Here is a 23,183-nt window from a genome sequence, read left to right as displayed (position 1 = left end):
TGGCGCCGCCGGGATTGGCGGCGCCGAGGGACCAAGATCCCTGGGCGGGCCTTCCCGACAGGCGGCCCGCCCGGTCATCGAAGGGGCCGAAGGGCCCTCCCGCTCAGGCGAGTCGCAGGCGCGACCGGCCGTCCTTCCGCTCGGGCAGGGCATCGAGGGCGGCCTTGACGATGGCTTTGGCGTCGAGGCCGGCCTCGGCGTACATCTTCTCGGGGCTGTCGTGGTCCTGGTAGGTGTCCGGCAGCGTCAGCGTCCGCACCCGGACCCCGCCCGCGTCCAGCGCCCCCGTCTCCGACAGCAGGTGCAGCACCATCGCGCCGAACCCGCCCCGCGAGCCCTCCTCGATCGTCAGCAGGACCTCGTGGTCCCGCGCCAGATCCAAGATCAGCGCCTCGTCCAGCGGCTTGGCGAACCGCGCATCCGCCACCGTCACCGCCACGCCCTGCTCGGACAGCGTGTCCGCCGCCTTCGCGGCCTCGGCCAGCCGCGTGCCCAGGCTGAGGATCGCCACCCGCGCCTCCGCGTCCCGGCGCACCACCCGGCCCTTGCCGATCGCCAGCACCGCGCCCCGCTCCGGCAGCTCGACGCCCACGCCCTCGCCGCGCGGGTAGCGCAGGGCGATCGGGCCCGAATCGTGCGCGTGGGCGGTGGCCACCATGTGCACCAGCTCGGCCTCGTCGGAGGCCGCCATCACGGTCATGTTCGGCAGGCAGCACAGATACGCCAGGTCGAACGCGCCGGCATGCGTCGCCCCGTCCGCGCCCACCAGACCCGCCCGGTCCAGGCAGAACCGCACCGGCAGGTTCTGCAGCGCCACGTCGTGCACCACCTGGTCGTAGGCCCGCTGCAGGAACGTCGAGTAGATCGCCACGAACGGCCGGTAGCCCTCGGTGGCCAGGCCGCCCGCGAACGTCACCGCGTGCTGCTCGGCGATGCCCACGTCGAAGGTCTTGTCCGGATGCGCCTTGCCGAACAGGTCGATACCGGTGCCGCCCGGCATGGCGGCGGTGATCGCCACCACCTTGTCGTCGGCATCCGCCGCCTTGATCAGGCTCTCGCCGAACACCCGCGTGTAGGCCGGCGCGTTCGGCTTGGCCTTGGCCTGAACGCCCGAGATCACGTCGAACTTGACCACGCCGTGGTAGCGGTCGGCGCTCGCCTCGGCCGGCGCGTAGCCCTTGCCCTTCTGGGTGACGACGTGCAGCAGGATCGGGCCGTGCTCGGCGTCGCGGACGTTCTTGAGCACCGGCAGCAGGTGGTCGAGATTGTGCCCGTCCACCGGGCCGACATAGTGGAAGCCCATCTCCTCGAACATGGTGCCGCCGCCGACCACCAGCGAGCGGGCGTATTCCTCGGCCGCCGCGGCGCGCTGGTAGAGCGCCTTCGGCAGCAGCTTGCCGAGCTGCTTGGCGGTCTCGCGCAGGGACTGGTAGGCGCCCCCCGAGGCCAGCCGCGCGAGATAGGCCGACATGGCGCCCACCGGCGGGGCGATCGACATGTCGTTGTCGTTGAGGATGACGATCAGGCGCGAGTGCAGGGCGCCGGCATTGTTGAGCGCCTCGTAGGCCATGCCGGCCGACATCGAGCCGTCGCCGATCACCGCGATGGCGTTGCGGCGCTTCTGCGGGCGGCCCTTCACCTTGGCGGTGGCGTTGTCGAGGTCGCGCGCGACCGCCATGCCCAGCGCCGCCGAGATCGAGGTCGAGGAATGGGCGGCGCCGAACGGGTCGTAGACGCTCTCGCTGCGCTTGGTGAAGCCCGACAGCCCCCCGCCCTGGCGCAGGGTCCGGATGCGGTCGCGGCGCTCGGTCAGGATCTTGTGCGGGTAGCACTGGTGGCCGACGTCCCAGACGATGCGGTCGTCGGGGGTGTCGAACACGTGGTGCAGCGCCACCGTCAGCTCGACCACGCCGAGCCCCGAGCCCAGATGGCCGCCGGTGATCGACACCGCGTCGATCATCTCGGCGCGCACCGCCTCCGCAACAGCCGGAAGATCCGATTCCGGAAGACGCCGCAGCGCCGCAGGATTCGGGACACGGTCCAGCAACGCCGATTGCTCAGGGGAGAGTGCCAATGGTCGCATCCGTTCGTTCGAATATGGCGACGGCTCCGTCACGGGCCCGTGGCAACCGCAACGCCAGCACCCCGGGAGCACGCGTTCATGCTAGAACCCGCCCGTCCGCCGCTGTCATGATAGTGCCAGGTACGGATGAACGGCGGCGCGATCAATGTCGGGCCGTCGCTTTTTTGAATCACGTGCCCTTAACGCCACAAGAGGTTCGCCTTTGAATCCGGCTCGTCTGTGCACAATCCTGCTCGCGCTCGCGATTACGGTTTACGGTCAAGCTTACGCCGCGGCGCGGCCGCTGGACGGCAATCTCGACTTCGCGTGCAACTTCCTGGGCAAGTGCCCGGCCCGGGTCGCCCCGGGCGGCCCGGACCGCGATGTCCGCCCGTTCAACGGCACCCTCGGCCGGCCCTGCGCCTGGCGGGATCGCCCGACCCCGGAGGGTGTGCGCCGGGTCCGCGTCTGCTGGTGATGCGCGCGCCGGCTCTCATCGCCACAGCCCTGGTTCTCGCGCTCGGATCGGTTCCGGTCGGCGCCCAGGATGCCTGTCCGGGGCTGTTCGCCGATGGGCGGATGCCCGTCCTCACCAATCCGAAGCTCGCCGTTCGGGCGACCCCCCTGTGCTTCGAGGCCTTCGCGGTGCTGCATTCCGGCGTGACCCGCACGCCCCTCTACGCCGCCGAGCACCTCACCCGCGCCAGCATCGCCGCGGCCCGCGCGGTGGCACGCGACGATTCCTTCCACGAAGAGGCGCGCCTGCCGGAAGACCAGCGCGCCGCCCTTGAGGATTATGTCCGCAGTGGGTTCGACCGGGGCCATCTCGCGCCGGCCGGCGACATGCCGACGGCAAGCGCCCAGGCCGAGTCGTTCAGCCTCGCCAACATCACGCCGCAGAACCGCGTCCTGAACCGGGGGCTCTGGGCCGATATCGAGGAGGGCACCCGGCGCCTGACCAGCCGGCGCGGTGCGCTCTTCGTGGTCACCGGGGTGATCTTCTCAGGCGACGCGGTGCAGCAGATCAAGGGCGGCGTGCTCGTCCCGACCCACTTGTTCAAGGCCCTCTACGATCCGGCCAGCGGCGAGGCCGGAGCATACCTCGCCCGGAACGACGATTCGAAGGATTGGCGCGTGCTGTCGATCGACGATCTGCGCCGGGAATCCGGCATCGACGTCTTTCCCGGCCTGCCGCAAGCGGCCCGCGCGACCGCGATGAGCCTCCCGGATCCCCAGGCCTCCGCCCGCGCGGACGAGCGCCGGCCCCGGCACGAGCAGACCTGGCAGGAATGGCTGGAGCGCGAGCTGGCCCGAGCGGCGCGGAAATTCCTGCGCGACCTGCTGCGTTCGTTCTTCTGAGAGGACCCATGCCCAAGGACACGCAACGCGCCTCCAGCGGCGCGACCGAGGATCCGAAAGCCTTCACGCCCTTCGCGGACGATGCCGGCGTGCGCACCATCGGCAGCTTGAGCTTCGAGAACGGCACGGACCGGATCGCCCTGCACGGATCCCTCGACCTCACCCGCGACAGAACCGGGCTGGAGCAGGCCCGGTTTCTCCGGAAGACGCTGGACGCGATCGTGAAGACCCTGGAGGCCTCCGATCTGCCCGAAGCGGTGGCCGAGGCGCCGGACGCGCCGCCGCGATCGGTGAAGAACCCGTTCGCCTGAGAGATCGGCGCCCGGCGACGGCCGGGCCATCCTTGCCGCTTCCCGGCGGGCCTGATACTCCGAGAGGGTCATTCCTATATCGTAGGGACGCGCGTCCAGGACGGGTGCTGAGGCCCGGTGCCTGACCCGTGCCGCTGGCACGATCCGCGCAGTCCCCATCAACGCGCCGAGGACGTTCCGCGATGGCTCGCGAATTCATCTACCACATGCGGGGCCTGACCAAGGCCTATACCGGCGGCAAGAAGGTCCTGGATAGCGTCAACCTGTCGTTCTACCCGGACGCAAAGATCGGTGTCCTGGGTATCAACGGCTCCGGCAAGTCGACGCTGCTGAAGATCATGGCGGGCCTCGACAAGGAATACACCGGTGACGGCTGGGTCGCACAGGGCGCGCGGGTCGGCTACCTGCCGCAGGAGCCCCAGCTCGATCCGAACAAGTCCGTCCGCGAGAACGTGATGGAGGGCGTCGCTGAGAAGCAGGCCATGCTCGACCGCTACAACGAGCTCGCCATGAACTACTCGGAGGAGACCGCCGACGAGATGACCGAGCTCCAGGACCGGATCGAGTCGCTCGGTCTCTGGGAGCTCGACTCGAAGGTCGATCAGGCCATGGAGGCCCTGGGCTGCCCGAGCGACGAGCAGCCGGTTGCCACGCTGTCCGGCGGCGAGCGCCGCCGCATCGCCCTGTGCCGGCTGCTCCTGTGGGAGCCGGAGCTGCTGCTCCTCGACGAGCCGACCAACCACCTCGACGCCGAGACGGTGAACTGGCTGGAGGGCCACCTGCGCCAGTATCCGGGCGCGATCCTGATCGTGACCCACGACCGCTACTTCCTCGACAACGTGACGAGCTGGATCCTGGAGCTCGATCGCGGCAAGGGCATCCCGTACGAGGGCAACTACTCGGCGTGGCTGGTCCAGAAGCAGAAGCGCCTGGAACAGGAGGGCCGCGAGGACATGGTCCGGCAGCGCTCCATCGCCCGCGAGCAGGAGTGGATCGCCGCCTCCCCGAAGGCGCGCCAGTCCAAGTCGAAGGCCCGCATCACCCGGTACGAGGAGCTGGTCGCCAAGCAGGCGCAGAAGATCGACGCCTCCGCGCAGATCGTCATCCCGATCGACGAGCGCCTCGGCAACAACGTCATCGAGTTCGAGCACCTCAGCAAGGCGTTCGGCGACCGGCTGCTGATCGAGGACCTGTCGTTCAAGTTACCCCCGGGCGGCATCGTCGGCGTGATCGGCCCGAACGGCGCCGGCAAGACCACGCTGTTCAAGATGATCACCGGCCAGGAGAAGCCCGACAGCGGCAAGATCGACATCGGCGAGACGGTGAAGCTCGGTTACGTCGACCAGTCGCGGGACGCCCTCGATCCGAACGCCACGGTCTGGCAGGAGGTCTCGGGCGGCAACGACATCATCTATTTCAACAAGCGCGAGATCAATTCGCGTGCCTATTGCGCGGCCTTCGCCTTCAAGGGTCCGGACCAGCAGAAGAAGGTCGGCACCCTCTCGGGCGGCGAGCGCAACCGGGTGCACCTCGCCCGGACCCTGAAGGGCGGCGCCAACGTCCTGCTCCTCGACGAGCCAACCAACGACCTCGACATGGAGACCCTGCGCGCCCTCGAGGACGCGCTGGAGGATTACGCCGGCTGCGCGGTGATCATCAGCCACGATCGCTGGTTCCTGAACCGCATCGCGACGCACATCCTGGCCTTCGAGGGCGACAGCCACGTCGAGTGGTTCGAGGGCAACTTCTCCGATTACGAGGCCGACAAGGTGCGCCGGCTCGGGGCGGATTCGATCATGCCGAAGAAGATCAAGTACAAGCGGTTCTCGCGCTGAGGACCAGCACCGTCGTTCCGGGGCCGTAACGGCGAGACCGGAACCGAAAGGCCGTTGACGGGCGAGGTCCAGCCCTGGACCTTGCCCGGGTACGCTCTGAACACGGCCCGGCGGAATCCACCGCCGGTCGCGCGGTCCCTGCCCCCGGTTCAAAGCCTCTGCGGCGCTCCGGCGATGCAGAATGACGGAGCGATCGGGAGATCGGATGTCGTGCCCCCTGCGTCCGGGGGGAAAGGCGGATGCGCGGGCTCCCGGAGCGCTTGCAGAGCCGGAGCGTGCCACCCCGGGGACCGGGACGGCATCGACGGCCGCCCGCCCGATATGCCCTCATCCGAGTTGAGCCCGGGCCTCCGACAGAGTGGTGCACAGGCTCCGCGAGAGCGGGATGGCTGGAGTCCATCCGGTGGCGGTTGCGAAGGCCGTGGAATCACAGCCCTCGCTGCGCACGCCCGCCGCCCGGACCCGCTCAGGCGAGACCCGAAGGGTGAAGCGTGCGCCCGTCATGCCGCGGAACATCTCCAGGATCTCGGCGACCGGCGTCACGACCCCCGATCCCACGTTGAAGATTCCGCCATTCGGAAGGTCGTCGATCTGTCCGATCACGCGCAGGCACGCCGCGGTGACATCGGCCACGTCGACGAAATCGCGCCCGGCGGAGAGGTCGCCAACCTCCAGGCTCGGGGGCACCAAGCCTCGCTCGATACGGGCGATCTGCCCCGCGAAGGAGGCGACCACGAACGTCTCACTCTGACCCGCACCGATATAATTCGATGGTCGCAGCACCAGATGCTTAACGCCGGCATTCGCCAGGACATCGCGCAGGATGTACTCGCAGGCGTTCTTGGTTCGGCCCGCGATGGTGTCGGGACGCGGCGTCACGGTCTCGTCCGGACGTGCCTGCTCGCGGAACGCCTCCCCGTAGACGACGGTCGAGCTGAGGAACACCAGGGCCGCGCGGGTCTTCGCCACCGCCTCGGCCAGGTTCAGCGTGCCGAGCAGTTCGGCCCGCCAGGCATAGGACGGTGTCTCGCTCGACTGGGCCACGGACGCCAGCGCCGCCAAGTGGAACACGATGGTGGGGTCGAAGGCGGCGATCGTCTCGGCGAGTTCGTGGGCATCGAACGGATCGACGGCTCTCAGCGACACGCCGCCGAGGGGCGGTTGCGGAGCCCGATCCAGGCCAAGGATGGAGCTGCCGGGCGGAAGTCCCCTGTGCAGCGCCTCGAGCAGGCGGCGGCCGAGATAGTCTCCGGCTCCGGTGACGAGGACGCGCATGGCCGTTGCCCTGAACCTTGCCCTGTAGCGCGCCCCGGGCCTTGGCCCTCCCGATGGCGGGCGAGAAGCCGGGATCGCCCACCGCCTCTATACCGGGCTCGGCCACGATGCGAGAGGCTCGAGGCGCTCCGCGGAGCGTCGGACCATCGGGGCGACGGATCCCTGCGCCGGGCCGAACACAGGCGCGTGATCGGCGCAGCCGCGCACCGCAGGCGCGCTATTGTTGCACCGCGGACTCTGCCGTATCCCACATCCGGTCGGAGACCGCCGCGGTGATGAACTGAGTGACGCGCGTCGACGATCTTGAGCGGCCCGCTGCCACGAAGCAGCGGACGATCCCCGCGCCGGAAGCCGGCACGCGGCCCACGAAGCCCGTCCGTGACGCGCGGGTCGACGTGGTGCGCGGGCTGGCGCTGCTGACGATCTTCGTCGACCACATCCCGCGCAACGCGCCGGCCCTGCTGACGCTGCACAATTTCGGTTTCTCGGATGCGGCCGAGATCTTCGTTCTGCTCGCCGGCTATTCCTCGATGATCGCCTATGGCGGCCTCTTCCGCCGAGCCGGCGTCCGGACGGCGCTGGTGCGCATCGCGCAGCGCTGTCTGCGCATCTACCTGTTCCAGGCGGGGCTGCTGTTCGCGACTCTGGTCATCGTCCGGATCTGGATGGACATCACCGGTCTCACGCCGCGGTTCGGCGTCGCGCCCCTGCTGCAGATGGGGCTGCTGCCGGGCCTGCTGCGCGGCCTCGCGCTGAACGCGCTCCCGAATTACCTCGATATTCTGCCGCTCTACATTCTGCTTCTGGCACTGTTCCCGCTGATCTATCTCGGGATGCGGCGCGGGATCTGGGGCGTCCTGGCGCTGTCGGCGACCCTGTGGGTTGCCGCCAACGTCGATCATCAGCTGAACCTGCCGAACGCCGCGGCGGTCGATGAGGGCTGGTACTTCAATCCCTTCGCGTGGCAGTTCCTGTTCGTGCTCGGAGCGGCCCTCGCCGTCTGGGTCCAGGCCCAGGACGGATTGCTGCCGCGGCGTGGCTGGGCCGTCGCCATGGCCTCAGCCTATCTCGCCTTCGCCTTCTTCCAGGGCGGCTCCTGGGCGGAATGGGGGCTGCCGGACCTCCGGCCGCTGTCGATCGGGGTCCCCGACAAGAGCCATGTCGGCCCCCTGCGCCTGATCAACATGCTGGCCCTGGCCTACCTGCTGTTCAGCATACCCGCGGTGGCGCGTCTCAGCCGGTGGCGGCGGCTGCGCCTGATCGATGCCTGCGGCCGGCACTCGCTCGAGATTTTCGCAGCCGGATGCCTGGCGGCGCTCATCGGCCGCATTCTCTATCGGACCTTCGACGCCACATGGCCGCTGCAGATCGCGGTCAATCTCGGCGGGCTCGCGGTCATGCTCGGATTGGCGCACCTTCTGGATGCGCGCCGCCGCGGTGCCGCCGCTCCGGGCCCGGACCTGCGCCGGCCGGGATAGGACGCGAGGAGAGACAATGCCGCCGATGCGCCGCAAGGGTGACCTGCCCGAGAAGGTCTGTGCCCAGTGCGGCCGCCCGTTCGCGTGGCGCAAGAAGTGGGCACGCGTCTGGGACGAGGTCCGCTACTGCTCCGACCGATGCCGGGCCGAGGCCAAGGCAGGGCGCGGGCGCACCGTCGGCGCGAGCGCAGGCACGGACGGCCGTCAGCGCGATCCGTCCCACACCGAGGGCGCCGATGGCTCAGGCCGGACCACGGCTCAGGGCGGCGAGCCCGGCCGGCGTGTCGATGTCGAGGGCGGTGGCCGTATCGCCTGGGATCTCCAGCACGTCGGGCCGCCCCCTGAGCAGCGGTCCGGCCCCGTGGTCGCCGGCGAGGCGGCCGATCTCCTCCCCGAGACGACGTAGGTTGAGCAGTACGGGATTGCCGCGCCGCCCGTCCTGCACCGGCACCACGGCAGCAGGAGTCGCCGCAGCCTCCGTGAAGGCGCTCACGAGACGGTCGATATGGGCGGCCGTGACCCGCGGCATGTCGCCCAGCACGATCACGGCGCCCGTGCAGCGGGGTGGCAACGCCGCGAGACCGGCGCGCAGCGAGGATGCCAATCCGGAACGGTAATCCGGATTGTCGATCCGGATCAGGTCCAGCCCGGCCAGCGTCGCGCGGACCGCCTCCGCGTGCGCGCCCAGCACGACCACCACAGGGCGGGGACCAGCCTCGAGGGCGGCCTCCGCCGCGTGGCGCACCAGCGGCTTGCCGTCGAGGGGGGCGAGCAGCTTCGGCGCGGAGCCGAACCGGCTGCCGAGGCCCGCGGCGAGCACAACCGTGCCGACCTCCGACATCCCCGAGATCCTCTGCCCCCTCAATCGTCTGTCGCCGGATCGCGCGCGTCCCCCGTCACCGCGCCTCCGGCGCGGGGTTGCGGACGCGAGACGATCTCCATCAGCAGACCGCCGACACCGAGGGCGACGATGTCGGCGCGGGTTACGGCCAGATCTGCGAGCAGACGGTGCAGAATCCAGTCGAATCCGTTCTCCTTCGGCGAGCGCGCGCAGCCCGGGGCGCCGACCACCGGCACGTCGCCCCGGGCACCGACAAGGAGCAGGTTGCCAGGATCGACCGGCATGCCGAGGTGGGCGACATGCCCGCCAGCCGCCTCGATTCCGGCCGGGATGACGTCGCGGCGGTCGGCGATGGCCGAGGCACCGAACACAACCACGAGGTCCGCGCCGGCTCCGTCGATGAGATCGGTCACCGCAGCAGCCACGGCGTCGTCGGTGTGGGGGATCCGGGCTTCGGCGACGATCGCGGCGCCCGTGGGGGCGAGACGTTCGGCCAGAACCCGGAGCGTCTTGTCGATGGTGGCCTCCTTGAGGCTCGGCAGCCGCGTCGAGACCACGCCCACACGGCGGCGGCGATAGGTCGCCACCGCCAGCGCGTCGGCTCCGGCCGCCGCACAGGCGCGGGCCAGCACGGCGCCCGGCACGGCGTAGGGAATGATCTTCACGGTGGCGATCATTTCGCCCTCGATCACCGGCCGGAAGCGCGGCAGCGTCGCCACCGTCACCGCCTCGTCGACGGCGTTGACGGCCTCGATCCGGGTCGGGTCGAGCGTCAGCACCCCGGGCCTCTCGGCGAACAGGTTGCAGCGGCCGGTGAACGGCGACTCGACACGCAGGTTCGCCCCGCGAAGACAGCCGGCGAGCCGCGCGGCTGCCTCGTCCTCGCCGACATCGCCCGGATCGAGGGCGGCCACCACGATCTCCGAGAGGCCGGTCCGCGCGAGACCGGCGGCCTCCTCCGGGCCGATCACCGCCCCCTTGCGCAGGGTGATGTCAGCCCGCCGGACCGTATGCGCGCTGATCAGTCCGCCCGCCTCGGCGAGCGGGACGGTCCCGAACCTCACGCGACCTCCGGACGGGGCGCGCGGCGCAGGCACGCCACCACCTCGGCGAGCACGGCCAGCGCGATCTCGGCGGGACTGACGGCACCGATCGGGAGCCCGATCGGTGCGTGGATCCGGCCGATCTGCGCGGGCGTGAACCCCGCCTCGGTGAGCCGCGCGACGCGGGCCGCGTGGGTCTTCCGGGAGCCGAGGGCGCCCACGTAGAAGCACTCGGCCGCCAGGGCCGCCTTCAGCGCAGGATCGTCGATCTTGGGATCGTGGGTCAGGGCTGCGAGGGCGCAGTAGCGATCCAGCACCGGGACGGTTGTGCCGAGGGCGGCGTCCGGCCACTCGGCGACCAGCGCGATGCCCGGGAAACGCTCCGGCGTGGCGAATGCGGTGCGGGGGTCGATCACCGTGAGCGCGAGGTCGAGCCCGGCCGCCATCGGCGCCATGGCCTGCGAGATGTGGACGGCGCCGACGACCACGAGCCGCACCGGCGGCACCTGCACGGTGAGGAACAGGGTCCGCCCGTCAGCCTCGACGAGGCCGCTCTTGCCGGACGCAAGGTGTTTCGCCAGGACGTCGGCCAGGGGGTCGACGGCGAGGTCCGACTCGCGCACGAGGCGCTGCGCGCCGTCGGCGATGTCGGTGACGAGGATCGCGGCGCGGCGGGCCGCGCGCTCGTCGTTCAGCGCCGCAAGGATGTCGCTGCGCATCAGTCGACCCGCTCGACGAAGACCCGGATCCGGCCGCCGCAGGACAGGCCGGCCCGCCAGGCCGTCTCGTCCGCGACGCCGAATTCGAGGACGCGCGGCGTGCCGGCCTCGATCACCTCGAGGGCCTCGGTGATGACCGCGCCCTCGACGCAGCCTCCCGAGACGGAGCCGAGGAAGTTGCCGTCGCCGTCGACCGCGAGGTGGCTGCCCACGGGCCGGGGCGCCGAGCCCCAGGTCTCGATCACGGTGGCGAGCGCCACGGCGCGACCGTCGCGCCGCCAGGACTGGGCGGCGGAGAGGATGTCTGTATCGGTGCTGAGCATGGCCTCGTGGACTTTCGGCCGGCGGGTGCCCCCCGCTTCCCACAGGTATGGCCCACGCGCCGCCGTGCAAGGCGCCCTCCCACTCGCACACCATGCCCACCGCCCGAGGCACCGGGCCTGTGGCCGTGCGCGCACCTTGGCCGATCCCGGCGCGGATGCGATAACAGGCCGGCCAAGCGTCCCCGCTCAGACCATGTCCGCCACCGTCGAACGGAGTTCATGCCAGCCGACCGGTCCCTGCTTTCGCGGGAGGGAGCGGCGCGTGCTCCAGGTGACGTGAACGCCCCCGACCCCGCTCTGGCGCGCAGGCTGCGCAAGAATCCGCCGCCGCGCTCCGCGCCGCACCGCCTGTGGCGGCGCATCAGCCGGGCGATCGGCGACGTCCTGCCGAAGGGCCTCTACGCCCGCTCGCTGATCATCATCATCGCGCCGGTCGTCCTGCTCCAGTCGGTGATCGCCTACACCTTCATGGAGCGGCACTGGCAGCTCGTGACCAAGCGCCTGTCGGCGGCGGTGACCGCAGACGTGGCCGCCTTGATCGACATCTACGAGAGCTACCCGCAGGACAAGGATGCCGAGACCCTCTCGCGCATCGCCGGGGAACGGCTGAACCTCGACCTCGACATCCTCAAGGGGGCCAAGCTCCCGCCGCCGGGCCCGCGCCCGTTCTTCTCGATCCTCGACGAGGCCCTCTCGGACGAGATCAAGCGCCAGATCCGCCGGCCCTTCTGGATCGACACGGTCGGCCGCTCCAACCTGATCGAGATCCGGGTGGCGATTCCCGACGGCGTGATGCGCATCACCGCGCGGCGCAGCCAAGCCTACGCGTCGAATTCGCACATCTTCCTCGTCTGGATGATCGGCTCATCGCTGGTGCTGCTCGGCGTCGCGATCCTGTTCCTGCGCAACCAGATCAAGCCCATCCTCCGCCTCGCCGCGGTGGCGGAGGGCTTCGGCAAGGGCCGGGAGATCGAGTTCCGCCCGCGCGGCGCCCGCGAGGTGCGCCAAGCCGGTCACGCCTTCATCGAGATGAAGCGGCGGATCGAGCGCGCGATGGAGCAGCGCACGACGATGCTGAACGGCGTCAGCCACGACCTGCGCACCATCCTCACCCGCTTCCGCCTGTCCCTGGCACTGGTCGAGCAGACCAGCGAGATCGAGGATCTCAGCCGCGACGTGGATGAGATGAGCCGGATGCTGGAGGGCTACCTTGCCTTCGCCCGGGGCGACTCGGCCGAGCCCGCGACGCCCACGGACATGCGCGCCCTGCTGGAGGACCTGCGGACCGACGTGGAGCGCCTCGGCGCCCACGTCTCCGCCGTGGAGCTCGTCGGCACGCCCGAGGTCACGGTCCGGCCGGGCGCCTTCCGGCGTTGCCTGTTCAACCTCGCGGCCAACGCCGTGCGCTACGGCGAGACGGTGGCGATCTCCGGCCGACTGGAGGCCCGGACCTTCTTCGTCTCCATCGACGACGACGGGCCGGGCATTCCGGCCGAGAGCCGCGAGGACGTGTTCAAGCCGTTCCTGCGGCTCGACGACGCCCGCCAGGACGCCGGCGGCTCCGGGCTGGGCCTCTCGATCGCGCGGGACATCGCCCGCGCCCATGGCGGCGACATCACCCTGCACGACAGCCCCCTGGGGGGCCTGCGGGCCACCGTCCGGGTTCCGGCCTAGGCCGGATCAGGCATCGGCGGGCCGGCGCAGGCGCAGGTGCTCGGCCTGCACATTCCGGATGAGATGATCGAGGCTGGCCTCGTCGAGGCCGGCGCCGACGAGCCGGGTGCGCAGGCTCGCCTCGCCGTGCCACGCGTAGCCGGCATCATGCGGCAGGTGGCGCAGCAGGAGGGCGCTCACGATCGATTCACGCCGGTAGGCGGGGTGGCGCAGCAGCTTCCCGATATGGAGGACCAGCATGTCGACGCCGGAAGTCGCGGGGTCCGAAGCCCCCGTCCCCTTCCCATTCCCACTGACCGATGCCCGACGCATTCATGCCCGCCTTTGAGAGGCGATACTCTCGCGCCAAATGATTGCACATCCATGAGCGTTCGGACGAGCCGGCGAAAAACTGCCGATTCCGGGGTCCCAACCTTCGCAGCACGGTGATATGCAGGGTCGTTTTCCCAGGGCCGCGGTCAGCCGCGCGCCGGATTTCGAGTGCCGCACATGAACCCGCTCGTCCCGCTCTTCATCCTGCTCTCGCTGCCGCTCGCGGCCATCGGGCTCGTGCTCTACACCGACGAAGGCATCAACCCGGACCTGTTCTACGCCTCCGTGAAGACCTTCGTGATCCTGGGCGCGATCGCGGTGGCGATGTCCTTCGGTGCGATGAAGCTCTCCGAGCGGTCCAAGCACTGAGATCCCACCACCCGGAGGGCGCGATGCTGCAGGTGGTCCCGGCCTTCTCGCGTATCGGCGAGGAAAACGCCTTCGCGGTGCTGGCCCGCGCCCAAGCCCTCGCCGCGCAGGGCCGGGACGTGATCAACCTCGGTATCGGCCAGCCGGACATGCCGACCCCCGCGCACGTGGTCGAGGCGGGCATCAAGGCCCTGCGCGACGGCCACCACGGCTACACGCCGGCGGTGGGCATTCCGCCGCTGCGCGAGGCGGTGGCCCGCGACATCCATCGCCGCCACGGCGTCGAGGTCTCCCCCGAATCCGTGATGATCGTGCCCGGCGGCAAGGTCACCATGTTCATGGCGATCCTGATGTTTGGCGCGCCCGGAACCGAGATCCTGTATCCGGACCCCGGCTTCCCGATCTACCGCTCGATGATCGAGTTCACGGGCGCGACGCCGGTCCCCGTGCCGATCCGCGAGGAGAACGGTTTCGCCTTCTCGGCGACCGAGACCCTGGCGCTGATCACGCCGAAGACCCGGCTGCTGATCGTCAACTCACCCGCCAACCCGACGGGCGGCGTGACACCGAAAGCCGAGATCGACGCCCTGGTGAAGGGCCTGGCTGAGCACCCCGACGTCGCCGTGCTGTCGGACGAGATCTACGGCACCATGACCTACGACGGGGAGACCCATCACTCGCTGCTCAAGTATCCCGAGATCCGCGACCGGCTCGTCTACCTCGACGGCGCGTCGAAGACCTACGCGATGACCGGTTGGCGCCTCGGCTGGTCGGTCTGGCCGAAGCCGCTCTATGACGCGGCCCGCAAGCTCGCCGTCAACGCGCATTCCTGCGTCAACGCGGCGACCCAGTGGGCCGGCATCGCGGCGCTGGACGGCCCCCAGGACTGCGTGACCGAGATGGTCGCTGAATTCGACCGGCGCCGGACGATCGTGGTGGACGGTCTGAACGCCTTGCCGGGCGTGTCGTGCATCGCGCCCAAGGGCGCGTTCTACGCCTTCCCGAATATCTCCCGGACCGGCTGGAAGGCGAAGGCGCTGGCGTCGGCCCTTCTGGAAGAAGCGGGCGTCGCGGTGATCGGCGGCCCGGATTTCGGCGTCCACGGCGAGGGCTACATCCGTCTGTCCTATGCCAACTCGGCCGAGAACATCCGACGTGCATTGGACCGGATGGGCACCTTCCTCAGCGAGCAGAAGCCGGCCTGACTTTCCGACGGGTCGGAAAAGCCCCTCGTCGCGCCCTCACCCTGAGGCGCCGGAGCGCGGGGGAGGCCTGAAGGCGCTTCCGGAGCCCTCGATGATTCCTGAAACCCGCCTTCGAGGCCCGCTGCCGCAGACGCGGCGACGGGTGGGATCGACCGGGTATCAGACCGGGCTTCCCTACGACTTGCCGGGGGCCCGCTTGTCGATCCAGCCCGCCAGCCAATCGGCGATATCGAGGCTGTTCTTGTCCTGCATCAGCATGTGCGAATTGCCGTGGATGCCGATCTCCGGCAGCAGGATCAGCTCCGCCCGGCCGCCCGCGGCATTCGCCGCCGCCACGAAGCTGCGGCACTGCTTGAGCCGCGGCGCCCAGCGGGGCGAGGCGTCGACGTAATCGCCGAAGAGGACGAGGATCGGCAGGTCCCTGTAGGGCGCGAGATCGTCCTTCGCCGGGTCCGGGCACGCGGCCGGCTCGATGGCGACGATGGCGCGGATGCCCGACCGGTCGAGGGACGCGGTCTGGAACGGGTAGATCCCCGATTGAGAGTGGGAGATCAGCACCGCACCTTTGAGCTTCTTGGCCAGTTCCGACAGGGCCGGCACAGTGGGGTTCAGCACCGGGAGGGCGGCCGACCAGTCCGGGACCATCTGCTTCCAGAACTCGCCCTGGGCCTCCAGGGGGAACTGCATGTCGGGAAACACCTTCGGGTATTCCGGCCCGAACCGGAAGATCGCCCAGGCCGGCTCGCGCCCGGCCGAGAAGACCGGCGGCAGCGCGTTCGGGTCGGCCCGCCCCATCTTCACCGCGTTGATCTGGGCCGGGCTCGCCGCCGAGCGACCGCGCCAGGCCTGATCGATCACGTAGGTCGGGAAGCCGCGCCGGACGAAGTACTCGTCCCAGCCCATGCGTCCGTCCGGCGTCGTCTCCCAGGTCTTGCCGGTGAGGCAGCAGCCGTGGATCAGCACCAGAGGCGGCCGTCCGGTCGTCACCGGAACCTGATAGCGGACATAGATCTGGTCGACGCTGATCGTGCCGGAGGGTGCGTAGGCCGGCAGCGTCGACAGCGTGTCGGACTGAACGTCACGGCCGCCGACGAAGAAACTGCCCTGCTCGGCAATGGTCAGGGGGCCGGCGGCCGGTTCGGCGGCACGGGCGATTCCGCCGCCGATCAGCATCGCACCGACCAAGGCACAGGCGCTCCGCCAGACGCGCCCGCGCGCAGGCACTGACAGTCCCGACATGAAATGTCCCGTCCTCCCGCGAAGGGCCAGTCCGGACCCGTTCCCGACCGGAAGCCTAGCATGAAGCTCGGCGGCAATGGGAGTTCCCCGCGCCCGTCCGGTTGCCGGTCAAGCCGCGATGTTGCGCTCGACCCGGTCGATCGCGTCGGCGGGAAGATCGAGGGCCTCGGCCAGCATCTTCAGGAATTGACGCTCCTGGAGCGTATCGGGATCGATGGCGAGCCGCGCCGCCGCGAAGATCCGCGCCGCCGCATCGGGGCTTGCGACCCGCTCGGCGATCTCGTCGACGTCGGCGGGATCCGCGAGCTCCCGATCGAGCCAGGATCGCCCGTCGGGATCGAGGCCCGCATCCGCGACGGCCGTATCGAGGCGCTTCCGCTCGGCCGCGTCGACCATGCCGTCGGCCGTCGTGGCCGCCACCATGGCCCGCAGCATCAGCCGGGCTTCGTCCTCATCGATCTCGGTGAAGTCCGGGCCGCCCGACTCGGGCGGTGGGGCACCGCGCAAGGCCCGGTAGGCGAGGCTGCCGATCAGCGCCAAGCCTCCGAGGGCCGCGCCGGCGGCAAGGCCGCCGCCCCTGGAACGCACCAGTGCGTCGACGATCCGTCTGCTGTCAGCCATGCCATCCTCCCGGCATTGAATCCGATTCGGATCGGAAACAACCCGGGAGGCGCTCGGGTTCAGCCGCGCTCAGGCATCGGCCTCATCCTCGTCCTCGTCGATATCCACCAAGAAGACGATGTCGGCCTCATCGGCGTCGTCCGAATCGGTCTCGGTGTGATGGGGATCGTCGACGAAATCGCCCTCGCCGTCGTCCTCTGCCAGCGCGTCCTCGAAGATCTCGACCTCGTCCTCGGTGGCCGCCCGGACCTTGAGCGGCGACGTGCCGTTCCAGAGCGGCTTGCCGCCCGTCGTCATGGTCCGGATGTCTTCCTTGAATCCGTCACAGGTGAAGAGGTCCTTGGCGGACGCCTCGTCGCTGTTGATCACCGCAACGGCGGTGCCGTCGATCTCGAGCGTGAACATGGCCGGCATCCTTCTCGTAACCGTCCTCAGGCGCGCCCATTCAGCAGGCTGACCCACGGGTGCGACGCGCTGCCCCGGGAAGAATCACGGATGCTCCCCCCCGGCAGCCATGAGCGCCGCGCGCGGATGCTGTAGGGGTGAACCGGACGGCCGCCAAGCCCATCCCGCCTCCACCGGCCCGAAAGCCATGGCGCGGATCCTGCGGGGCAGCGGTGGCGATGAAACTCGGACGCGAAGAAGGATCACCGCGGATGCGGATCAGGCTCGGCTGCGAGATGCGCTATGCCTTCCCCTATCCCGTACCGATGGTGGTCATGCTGAACGTGCATCCCACCCGGGCGGGCGCCCTGGAGGCCCCCGACACGCTGCGCACCGAGCCGCCCGTGCCGGTCGACCTCTATCGCGACGGTTTCGGCAACCTGTGCGCGCGGCTGAGCGCGCCGGCCGGGAGCTTCACGATCGGCACGGACGCAGTGATCGACGATGACGGGCGCCCGGACCCGGTGCACCCGGAGGCCAAGCAGCACGCGATCGAGGACCTGCCGGCCGAAACCATCGTGTTCCTGCTGCCCAGCCGGTACTGCGAATCGGATCTGCTGGCCGACGAGGCGTGGCGCTTGTTCGGCCATACCGAGCCCGGCTGGAGCCGGGTGCAGGCGGTCTGCGATTTCGTGCACGACCACATCGCGTTCGGCTACGAATTCGCTCACGGCGACCGCACGGCGCAGGATGCCTATGCGGGTCGCCGCGGCGTCTGCCGGGACTTCACCCACCTGGCCGTGGCCTTCTGTCGCGCGCTGAACATCCCGACCCGCTACTGCACCGGTTATGTCAGCTTCATCGGCGAGCCCGAGCCGCACCCGGCGGGCGATTTCGCCGCCTGGATGGAGGTCTATCTCGGCGGGCGCTGGCACGTGTTCGACCCGCGCAACAACGCCCCGCGGATCGGCCGGGTCATGGTCGCCTACGGCCGCGACGCCGCAGATGTGCCGCTGACCCACACGTTCGGACCGAATCCCCTCGTGGGCTTCCGGGTCTGGGCCGACCGGATCGACCATCTGGATGCCTCCGGCGACGCGCCGATCCTGCCGGAGGAACCCCTGCCGCCGCAGAGCATGACGACCCGGATGGGGTGAGCGCCGCGCGCCTACACCCCGGCGCCCCGGGCGATGGCGCGCTTGACCACCCCCTGCACATCCGGATTCGAGAGGAACAGGTCGTGGTTGATCAGGCCGCCGCCGTAATCGGAGGCGTCGGCGACGCGCACGCCGAGTGCCTCGAGCTTGGCGCGATCGGCCGCGCCCGCCCGCACGCCCCCCGCCAGGGCGGCGGAGAGTTCGAGCGCCCGGTCGTTGGTGGAGGAGATCACCGTGATCTTCGAGACGTCGGGTCCAAGGCGGGCGACGCCGTTGGAGAACAGGTCGAAATCGATGTCGGGTGCGGCCAGCACCACGGCTCCGATCCGCGCCATCGCGGCCTCGCCGGCCTCGGCGCGGAGCAAGCGTAGGGTCTCGAGCGTGAGGAGCGTGCCCATCGAGTGCGCGACGATGTTGATGCGGCCGCCGCTCGGCGAGGCAGCCAGCGCCTTGAGCAGGTCCTCGAAGGCGTCGCGCGACCAGAGAGCGCTCTCGCGATCGTAATTGTAATCGAGGGTCGCAGCCGCCGACGGCCACGTGAACAGGCCGGAGACGCCGCCGAAGCGGATCCCGTCCGAGAGCCTGGCCGCGCTGATCGCGGCCGATTCGAACGATTCGCGATAACCGTGGACGTAGATCAGCACGTCCCGCCCGAGGGCCGCCTGCGAGAAGGCTGTAGCGGCACCGGATCCCGTCTCGAATTTCGGCACCGCGCCGATCGTCCAGTCGCCGGTGATGACGGACGAGACCTTGCCGAGGAGCGAGCGGTCGGGCGGCGACAGGCGCACCTCCGCGAAGCTCAGGCCGCGGCCGCGGTCGCTGCTGAAATACGGCGGCCGGGGCGGATTGCCCACGGGCTTGCGGGTCGTGGCGACCAGCAACACCGGCATGACGTCGAGGGCCGATTGCTTTTCGGGCAAGGCCGCGCCGGTCCCGAGATCGTCGGTGACGCAGGCGCCGAGCGACGGGGCGAGACCCGCGGCGCCCGCGAGAGCTCCGAACCGGAGAAGGACGCGACGTGAGACGATCTGGCTCGACATGATCCGGTTGCGCTCGGGCGGGGTGCCCTCCGTCGCCCAGGATCGTGACCATCGCGGGGCACGATCACGGCAGGTCGGCGTGAATAGCGGGCATGACCGGGCTTGTGGTGGACGGGCCACAGCCGGCCCATCCCCCGGTGCCGGTGCCCTCCCCCTCGACGGCAGCCGTCGCCGCGGCCATGAAGGGACCATGACGCCGTCCATCGACATTCAGAGCCTTCGCGAGCGCCTGCTGCGCGGCGACCGCGCCGCGCTGGCCCGGGCCATCACGCTGGCCGAGTCCAAGCGCGCCGATCACCGGGCCCTGGCGGCGGATCTCATCGATTCGGTTCTGCCCGAAACCGGTCGGGCGATCCGCGTCGGGATCACCGGCGTGCCCGGCGTCGGCAAGTCGACCACCATCGACGCCCTGGGCTCGAACCTGACCGAGGCCGGCCACAAGGTGGCGGTGCTGGCGGTCGATCCGTCCTCTTCCCGGACCGGCGGCTCGATCCTGGGCGACAAGACCCGGATGGCGCGGCTGTCGCACGATCCCAACGCTTTCATCCGCCCCTCCCCGTCCTCCGGAACGCTCGGCGGCGTGGCGGCCAAGACTCGCGAGACCATGCTTCTCTGCGAGGCCGCGGGCTTCGACGTGATCCTCGTCGAGACGGTCGGCGTTGGCCAGTCGGAGACGGCGGTGGCCGACCTGACCGACTTCTTCCTGGTGCTGATGCTACCCGGAGCGGGCGACGAGCTCCAGGGCATCAAGAAGGGCATCCTCGAACTCGCCGACATGATCGCGGTCAACAAGGCCGATGTTGGCGAGGCCGAGCAGCGGGCCAATGCAGCGGCTTCGGAATACCGTGCGGCGTTGCACATCCTCACCCCGGCCTCCGCCACCTGGACGCCGCCGGTGGTGACGATCTCGGGCTTCCACAATCTGCGTCTCGACGCGCTGTGGGCGAAGATCGTCGACCACCGGGAGAAGCTCACCGCCACCGGAGAGATCCAGGCGAAGCGCCGGACCCAGGACGTGAAATGGATGTGGGCGCTAGTGGACGAGCGTCTGCACCAGCGCCTCGTCGGGTCCCCGGAGGTCCGGCGCCGCACGGCCGAGGCGGAGGCGGGTGTGGCGCGGGGCGAGACATCCCCCGCCGCCGGCGCCGCGGCCATCGCCGAGCTGATCGGCCTCTGACCTCTCCGGTCGGCCGCGGAGGCGCCGGCCGCGCATAATTTCATGGCGGCCGGGGGCACAAACGCCATCTCGCGCGTTCGGTGGACGACGGCGTAACGAGCGACGCCCGCGTCGCGGCGCCGCGCTCACGTCCAGGAGAGTGCCATGGTGGATACGGATCGGATCGTCGGCGGCGCCAAGGAGGCCGTCGGCAAGGTTCAGGGCGCGGCCGGAGATTTCGCGGGCTCGAACCGCGACTCGGTCGAGGGTCGGTTCCGCGAGGCCCAGGGCGAGGCGCAGAACGTCTACGGCCAGGTGAAGGACAAGGCGCGCGACATCGCCGACCGGGCCGGCGACGTCGCCAGCGACGCGTATGACCGCGCCGGCGACATCGCGGGTGAGGCCTATGAGCGGAGCGGTTCCTACCTGCGCGACGGGCGTGCCGCCGTCGGCGCCCGCGTGGAAGAGAATCCCCTGGTCGCCCTGCTGATCGCCGGCGCGGTGGGCTACGGCCTCGCCCTGCTGGTCCACGGCCGCCGCTGACCGAGGAGCGGCCGCACCTGAAGCCGGGCGGGGCCATCCCACAGGCTCCGCCCGATCCTCGCGGCTGATCTGACGGCTGCGGAACGCCCATGATACCGAAGGTGTCGATACGAAGGGGTCAGCGCCCGGGCGACGGGCGCTGCCTTCTGGAATGCAGCAGTGGACGCCGCTACTGCGCGGTCCAGCCGCCATCCATGCTGATATTGGCGCCGGTGATCTGGCTCGCCGCATCGGAGCACAGGAACACCGCCAGGGCGGCGACCTGATCGACGGTGACGAATTCCTTGGTCGGCTGCGCCTTCAGCATCACGTCTTCGATCACCTGCTCCTTGGTCAGACCGCGGGCCTTCATCGTGTCGGGAATCTGCGACTCCACCAGGGGCGTCCAGACGTAACCGGGCGAGATGCAGTTCACCGTGATCTTGTGGGGCGCGAGTTCCAGTGCCGCCGCCTTGCTCAGGCCCGCGATCCCGTGCTTGGCCGCCACGTAGGCCGACTTGAACGGCGAGGCCACCAGCGAATGGGCCGAAGCGGTGTTGATGATCCGGCCCCAGCCGCGTGCCTTCATCCCGGGAATTGCCGCATGCATCGTGTGGAAGGCCGAGGACAGGTTGATCGCGATGATCTGCTCCCACTTCTCGGCCGGAAAGTCCTCGATCGGCGATACGAACTGGATCCCGGCATTGTTGACCAGCACGTCGACGGATCCGAAAGCGTCTTCCGCCTCGCGCACCATGGCGTTGATCGCCTCAGGCTTGCTCATGTCGGCGGCCGAATAGTGGACCTTGACCCCGTAGGCGCTTTCGATCCCGGCCCGCGTTTCCTCGATGGCGGTCGCGTCCCCGAACCCGTTGAGCACGACGTTGGCTCCCTCGGCCGCAAGGGCGCGCGCGATGGCGAGTCCGATGCCGCTGGTCGAGCCGGTGACGAGGGCGGTCTTGGTCTTGAGGGTCATGGAGCCTCCTGGAACTCGGGCGCGCTGCCGAGCGAATGGGAAGACGGCGCGGTCGCAGCGGGACAGGTCGCGACCTAACTAGCGCGGGACGGGGACGCCGGCACAGGGTCGCCCGATGCCGGTGCGGGCAGGATGTCACCGGCTTCCGTCTGCGGGCGCGGTGAAGCCGGAAGGCCGATCTCGACCCGCAGCCCTGGGGCGTTGTCGAAGAGCCGCAGGGTCCCGTGATGCAGGCGCACCACGGCGTTGACGAGGCTGAGGCCCAGCCCGAACCCCGGTCGCGAACGGGCATCCTCCAGGCGCACGAAGCGACCGAGGACGCGGGCCCGCTCCGCTTCGGGGATGCCCGGTCCATGATCGGACACGGCAAGGCGGATCGTCTCGCCGTCGCGCCATGCCTCCAGCGTCACGCTGGCCTCCGCTCCGGCGGATTCGGCCCCGTATTTCAGGGCGTTGTCGATGAGGTTGGCGAGGGCCTGCCCGATCAGCTCGCGGTTGCCCGCGATGGAGAGGTCGTCCTGCGCGCGCACCGCGAGCGTCAGCCCCTGATCCTCGGCGACCGCCTCGTAGAGTTCGCCGACGCTCCGCACCGTCTGGCCGATATCCAACGGTCCCAGCATCTCCCGGGCAGACCCGGCTTCGAGCCGCGCGATCATCAGGAGGGCATTGAACACCCGGATCAATCCGTCGCCTTCGTCGATCACGGCTTCCAGCGCCGCGCGCAATTCCTCCGGCGTCGAGGCCCGGCGCAGGGCCTCGTCGGCGCGGTTGCGCAGGCGGGTCAACGGCGTCTTGAGGTCGTGGGCGATGTTGTCGGAGACCTCCCGCATGCCGCGCATCAGCTCGCCGATCCGCTCCAGCATCAGGTTGAGGCTCGACGCGAGGCGGTCGAGTTCGTCGCCGTTTCCCGCCACAGGGAGCCGGTCGTCGAGATCGCCCGCCATGATCGCGCGGGTGGTCTGGGTCATGGCATCGACCCGGCGCAGCACCCGGCTCGCTGCCAGCCAGCCGCCGATCACGCCGAGGAGCACGACGGCGGCGAGCGAGGTGAGGAAGGCGCGCCCGATCACCGCCCGCAGGCGGTCGCGCTCCTCGGTGTCGCGCCCGACGAGCAGCCGGAATCCGCCCGGCAGGGTGAAGACCCGAACGATCGCCTGATGCGCCTCGGCATCGGACTCGTTGCGGCCGTAGCGCGTCTCGGTCTGACCCGGGGTCGCCAGCACGGCGGCGGGCACGTAGCCGACATTGCCGACCACATGGTCGCCGCCGGCCGTCGTCACGA

24 protein-coding genes and 1 pseudogene (1 of these 25 only partly in view) are annotated in these 23,183 nt (G+C 70.0%); 12 read left to right on the top strand and 13 right to left on the bottom strand.

What is annotated here, in order from left to right:
• Positions 1 to 103: 103 nt before the first annotated feature.
• A complete protein-coding gene (dxs, locus tag ABC766_RS22060) occupies positions 104 to 2,083 on the bottom strand; it encodes a 1-deoxy-D-xylulose-5-phosphate synthase (RefSeq protein ID WP_345819489.1) in 1,980 nt (659 codons plus the stop codon).
• Between the two features lie 202 nt (positions 2,084 to 2,285).
• Here dxs and ABC766_RS22055 point away from each other — a divergent pair, with 202 nt between their 5' ends.
• The 4 genes from ABC766_RS22055 to ettA all read left to right on the top strand — a co-directional run bounded on the left by ABC766_RS22055 (position 2,286) and on the right by ettA (position 5,567).
• Entirely contained in the window at positions 2,286 to 2,540 is a 255-nt protein-coding gene (locus ABC766_RS22055) for a hypothetical protein (protein WP_043387694.1), read from the top strand.
• Positions 2,540 to 3,421 (top strand): DNA/RNA non-specific endonuclease, encoded by an 882-nt coding sequence (locus tag ABC766_RS22050; RefSeq protein ID WP_078947301.1) that lies wholly within the window; start codon positions 2,540 to 2,542, stop codon positions 3,419 to 3,421. The genes ABC766_RS22055 and ABC766_RS22050 overlap by 1 nt, the downstream gene beginning before the upstream one ends.
• An 8-nt stretch (positions 3,422 to 3,429) precedes the next feature.
• Positions 3,430 to 3,732 carry a hypothetical protein gene (locus ABC766_RS22045; protein WP_345819486.1) on the top strand — a complete coding sequence of 101 codons (303 nt, stop codon included), beginning with the start codon at positions 3,430 to 3,432 and terminating at the stop codon, positions 3,730 to 3,732.
• Positions 3,733 to 3,914: 182 nt separating this feature from the next.
• Complete coding sequence (ettA, locus tag ABC766_RS22040) at positions 3,915 to 5,567, top strand: energy-dependent translational throttle protein EttA (RefSeq protein ID WP_342144262.1); 1,653 nt, start codon at positions 3,915 to 3,917, stop codon at positions 5,565 to 5,567.
• Between the two features lie 327 nt (positions 5,568 to 5,894).
• Here ettA and ABC766_RS22035 read toward each other — a convergent pair whose 3' ends face one another.
• Positions 5,895 to 6,842 carry an NAD(P)-dependent oxidoreductase gene (locus ABC766_RS22035; RefSeq protein ID WP_345819484.1) on the bottom strand — a complete coding sequence of 316 codons (948 nt, stop codon included), beginning with the start codon at positions 6,840 to 6,842 and terminating at the stop codon, positions 5,895 to 5,897.
• Positions 6,843 to 7,126: 284 nt separating this feature from the next.
• Between ABC766_RS22035 and ABC766_RS22030 the strand changes: the two genes are divergently transcribed.
• Positions 7,127 to 8,320: an OpgC domain-containing protein gene (locus tag ABC766_RS22030; RefSeq protein ID WP_342144264.1), complete on the top strand. Its 1,194-nt coding sequence runs from the start codon at positions 7,127 to 7,129 to the stop codon at positions 8,318 to 8,320.
• 16 nt (positions 8,321 to 8,336) lie between these two features.
• Positions 8,337 to 8,477, top strand: a pseudogene (locus ABC766_RS22025) (DUF2256 domain-containing protein); the annotation flags it as partial.
• An 84-nt stretch (positions 8,478 to 8,561) separates the two neighbouring features.
• Here the strand turns inward: ABC766_RS22025 and ABC766_RS22020 are convergent.
• Genes ABC766_RS22020 through ABC766_RS22005 form a run of 4 tightly spaced genes read right to left on the bottom strand, consistent with a single transcriptional unit; the run spans position 8,562 to position 11,246 of the window.
• On the bottom strand, positions 8,562 to 9,161 hold the full coding sequence (locus tag ABC766_RS22020; protein ID WP_345819483.1) for a nucleotidyltransferase family protein: 600 nt from the start codon (positions 9,159 to 9,161) through the stop codon (positions 8,562 to 8,564).
• Positions 9,162 to 9,181: 20 nt separating this feature from the next.
• Complete coding sequence (locus tag ABC766_RS22015) at positions 9,182 to 10,225, bottom strand: molybdopterin-binding protein (protein ID WP_345819482.1); 1,044 nt, start codon at positions 10,223 to 10,225, stop codon at positions 9,182 to 9,184.
• Positions 10,222 to 10,923 (bottom strand): XdhC family protein, encoded by a 702-nt coding sequence (locus tag ABC766_RS22010; protein WP_043354399.1) that lies wholly within the window; start codon positions 10,921 to 10,923, stop codon positions 10,222 to 10,224. The genes ABC766_RS22015 and ABC766_RS22010 overlap by 4 nt, the downstream gene beginning before the upstream one ends.
• Positions 10,923 to 11,246: an XdhC family protein gene (locus ABC766_RS22005; RefSeq protein ID WP_043354401.1), complete on the bottom strand. Its 324-nt coding sequence runs from the start codon at positions 11,244 to 11,246 to the stop codon at positions 10,923 to 10,925. The genes ABC766_RS22010 and ABC766_RS22005 overlap by 1 nt, the downstream gene beginning before the upstream one ends.
• Before the next feature lie 276 nt (positions 11,247 to 11,522).
• Here ABC766_RS22005 and ABC766_RS22000 point away from each other — a divergent pair, with 276 nt between their 5' ends.
• Positions 11,523 to 12,920: an ATP-binding protein gene (locus tag ABC766_RS22000; RefSeq protein WP_427902254.1), complete on the top strand. Its 1,398-nt coding sequence runs from the start codon at positions 11,523 to 11,525 to the stop codon at positions 12,918 to 12,920.
• Between the two features lie 6 nt (positions 12,921 to 12,926).
• Here the strand turns inward: ABC766_RS22000 and ABC766_RS21995 are convergent, their stop codons facing one another.
• Positions 12,927 to 13,160 (bottom strand): hypothetical protein, encoded by a 234-nt coding sequence (locus ABC766_RS21995; RefSeq protein WP_236952712.1) that lies wholly within the window; start codon positions 13,158 to 13,160, stop codon positions 12,927 to 12,929.
• Between the two features lie 249 nt (positions 13,161 to 13,409).
• Here ABC766_RS21995 and ABC766_RS21990 point away from each other — a divergent pair, with 249 nt between their 5' ends.
• Positions 13,410 to 13,601, top strand: a complete 192-nt coding sequence (locus ABC766_RS21990) for a hypothetical protein (RefSeq protein WP_043354407.1) — start codon at positions 13,410 to 13,412, stop codon at positions 13,599 to 13,601.
• Positions 13,602 to 13,624: 23 nt separating this feature from the next.
• A complete protein-coding gene (locus ABC766_RS21985; RefSeq protein ID WP_043354409.1) occupies positions 13,625 to 14,806 on the top strand; it encodes a pyridoxal phosphate-dependent aminotransferase in 1,182 nt (393 codons plus the stop codon).
• Between the two features lie 174 nt (positions 14,807 to 14,980).
• On the opposite strand, the gene ABC766_RS21980 is transcribed toward ABC766_RS21985, so the two are convergent.
• The 3 genes from ABC766_RS21980 to ABC766_RS21970 all read right to left on the bottom strand — a co-directional run bounded on the left by ABC766_RS21980 (position 14,981) and on the right by ABC766_RS21970 (position 17,071).
• Positions 14,981 to 16,045 (bottom strand): esterase, encoded by a 1,065-nt coding sequence (locus ABC766_RS21980; RefSeq protein ID WP_345819480.1) that lies wholly within the window; start codon positions 16,043 to 16,045, stop codon positions 14,981 to 14,983.
• 108 nt (positions 16,046 to 16,153) lie between these two features.
• On the bottom strand, positions 16,154 to 16,666 hold the full coding sequence (locus tag ABC766_RS21975) for a DUF533 domain-containing protein (protein WP_043758825.1): 513 nt from the start codon (positions 16,664 to 16,666) through the stop codon (positions 16,154 to 16,156).
• A gap of 69 nt (positions 16,667 to 16,735) precedes the next feature.
• Complete coding sequence (locus ABC766_RS21970; protein WP_043387705.1) at positions 16,736 to 17,071, bottom strand: hypothetical protein; 336 nt, start codon at positions 17,069 to 17,071, stop codon at positions 16,736 to 16,738.
• A 251-nt stretch (positions 17,072 to 17,322) separates the two neighbouring features.
• On the opposite strand from ABC766_RS21970, the gene ABC766_RS21965 reads away from it, so the two are divergent.
• Positions 17,323 to 18,207: a transglutaminase-like domain-containing protein gene (locus ABC766_RS21965; RefSeq protein WP_043387706.1), complete on the top strand. Its 885-nt coding sequence runs from the start codon at positions 17,323 to 17,325 to the stop codon at positions 18,205 to 18,207.
• An 11-nt stretch (positions 18,208 to 18,218) separates the two neighbouring features.
• Here ABC766_RS21965 and ABC766_RS21960 read toward each other — a convergent pair whose 3' ends face one another.
• Entirely contained in the window at positions 18,219 to 19,247 is a 1,029-nt protein-coding gene (locus tag ABC766_RS21960) for an alpha/beta hydrolase (RefSeq protein WP_043354580.1), read from the bottom strand.
• A gap of 190 nt (positions 19,248 to 19,437) precedes the next feature.
• Here ABC766_RS21960 and meaB point away from each other — a divergent pair, with 190 nt between their 5' ends.
• On the top strand, positions 19,438 to 20,424 hold the full coding sequence (meaB, locus tag ABC766_RS21955; RefSeq protein ID WP_043387707.1) for a methylmalonyl Co-A mutase-associated GTPase MeaB: 987 nt from the start codon (positions 19,438 to 19,440) through the stop codon (positions 20,422 to 20,424).
• A 144-nt stretch (positions 20,425 to 20,568) separates the two neighbouring features.
• Positions 20,569 to 20,946, top strand: a complete 378-nt coding sequence (locus ABC766_RS21950) for a CsbD family protein (protein WP_043354576.1) — start codon at positions 20,569 to 20,571, stop codon at positions 20,944 to 20,946.
• A gap of 169 nt (positions 20,947 to 21,115) precedes the next feature.
• Here the strand turns inward: ABC766_RS21950 and ABC766_RS21945 are convergent, their stop codons facing one another.
• Complete coding sequence (locus ABC766_RS21945; protein WP_345819476.1) at positions 21,116 to 21,901, bottom strand: 3-hydroxybutyrate dehydrogenase; 786 nt, start codon at positions 21,899 to 21,901, stop codon at positions 21,116 to 21,118.
• Positions 21,902 to 21,975: 74 nt separating this feature from the next.
• Positions 21,976 to 23,183, bottom strand: partial view of a sensor histidine kinase gene (locus tag ABC766_RS21940; protein WP_345819474.1) — the 3' portion only. Its footprint extends 301 nt past the window's final position; the window shows 1,208 of its 1,509 coding nt (coding positions 302-1,509); its start codon lies off the right edge, out of view; its stop codon occupies positions 21,976 to 21,978.

The organism is Methylobacterium fujisawaense (assembly GCF_039619325.1).
Lineage (GTDB): Bacteria > Pseudomonadota > Alphaproteobacteria > Rhizobiales > Beijerinckiaceae > Methylobacterium > Methylobacterium fujisawaense.
Note: the sequence above shows the minus strand (reverse complement) of the source record. Positions and strands in the feature narration are given on the sequence as shown.

Coding starts and splice junctions, on each gene's coding strand:
- dxs (WP_345819489.1), bottom strand. CDS start 2,083: ATGCGACCATTGGCACTCTCCCCTGAGCAATCGGCGTTGCTGGACCGT.
- ABC766_RS22050 (WP_078947301.1), top strand. CDS start 2,540: ATGCGCGCGCCGGCTCTCATCGCCACAGCCCTGGTTCTCGCGCTCGGA.
- ABC766_RS22045 (WP_345819486.1), top strand. CDS start 3,430: ATGCCCAAGGACACGCAACGCGCCTCCAGCGGCGCGACCGAGGATCCG.
- ettA (WP_342144262.1), top strand. CDS start 3,915: ATGGCTCGCGAATTCATCTACCACATGCGGGGCCTGACCAAGGCCTAT.
- ABC766_RS22035 (WP_345819484.1), bottom strand. CDS start 6,842: ATGCGCGTCCTCGTCACCGGAGCCGGAGACTATCTCGGCCGCCGCCTG.
- ABC766_RS22020 (WP_345819483.1), bottom strand. CDS start 9,161: ATGTCGGAGGTCGGCACGGTTGTGCTCGCCGCGGGCCTCGGCAGCCGG.
- ABC766_RS22010 (WP_043354399.1), bottom strand. CDS start 10,923: ATGCGCAGCGACATCCTTGCGGCGCTGAACGACGAGCGCGCGGCCCGC.
- ABC766_RS22005 (WP_043354401.1), bottom strand. CDS start 11,246: ATGCTCAGCACCGATACAGACATCCTCTCCGCCGCCCAGTCCTGGCGG.
- ABC766_RS21995 (WP_236952712.1), bottom strand. CDS start 13,160: ATGCTGGTCCTCCATATCGGGAAGCTGCTGCGCCACCCCGCCTACCGG.
- ABC766_RS21990 (WP_043354407.1), top strand. CDS start 13,410: ATGAACCCGCTCGTCCCGCTCTTCATCCTGCTCTCGCTGCCGCTCGCG.
- ABC766_RS21985 (WP_043354409.1), top strand. CDS start 13,625: ATGCTGCAGGTGGTCCCGGCCTTCTCGCGTATCGGCGAGGAAAACGCC.
- ABC766_RS21980 (WP_345819480.1), bottom strand. CDS start 16,045: ATGTCGGGACTGTCAGTGCCTGCGCGCGGGCGCGTCTGGCGGAGCGCC.
- ABC766_RS21975 (WP_043758825.1), bottom strand. CDS start 16,666: ATGGCTGACAGCAGACGGATCGTCGACGCACTGGTGCGTTCCAGGGGC.
- ABC766_RS21970 (WP_043387705.1), bottom strand. CDS start 17,071: ATGTTCACGCTCGAGATCGACGGCACCGCCGTTGCGGTGATCAACAGC.
- ABC766_RS21965 (WP_043387706.1), top strand. CDS start 17,323: ATGCGGATCAGGCTCGGCTGCGAGATGCGCTATGCCTTCCCCTATCCC.
- ABC766_RS21960 (WP_043354580.1), bottom strand. CDS start 19,247: ATGTCGAGCCAGATCGTCTCACGTCGCGTCCTTCTCCGGTTCGGAGCT.
- meaB (WP_043387707.1), top strand. CDS start 19,438: ATGACGCCGTCCATCGACATTCAGAGCCTTCGCGAGCGCCTGCTGCGC.
- ABC766_RS21950 (WP_043354576.1), top strand. CDS start 20,569: ATGGTGGATACGGATCGGATCGTCGGCGGCGCCAAGGAGGCCGTCGGC.
- ABC766_RS21945 (WP_345819476.1), bottom strand. CDS start 21,901: ATGACCCTCAAGACCAAGACCGCCCTCGTCACCGGCTCGACCAGCGGC.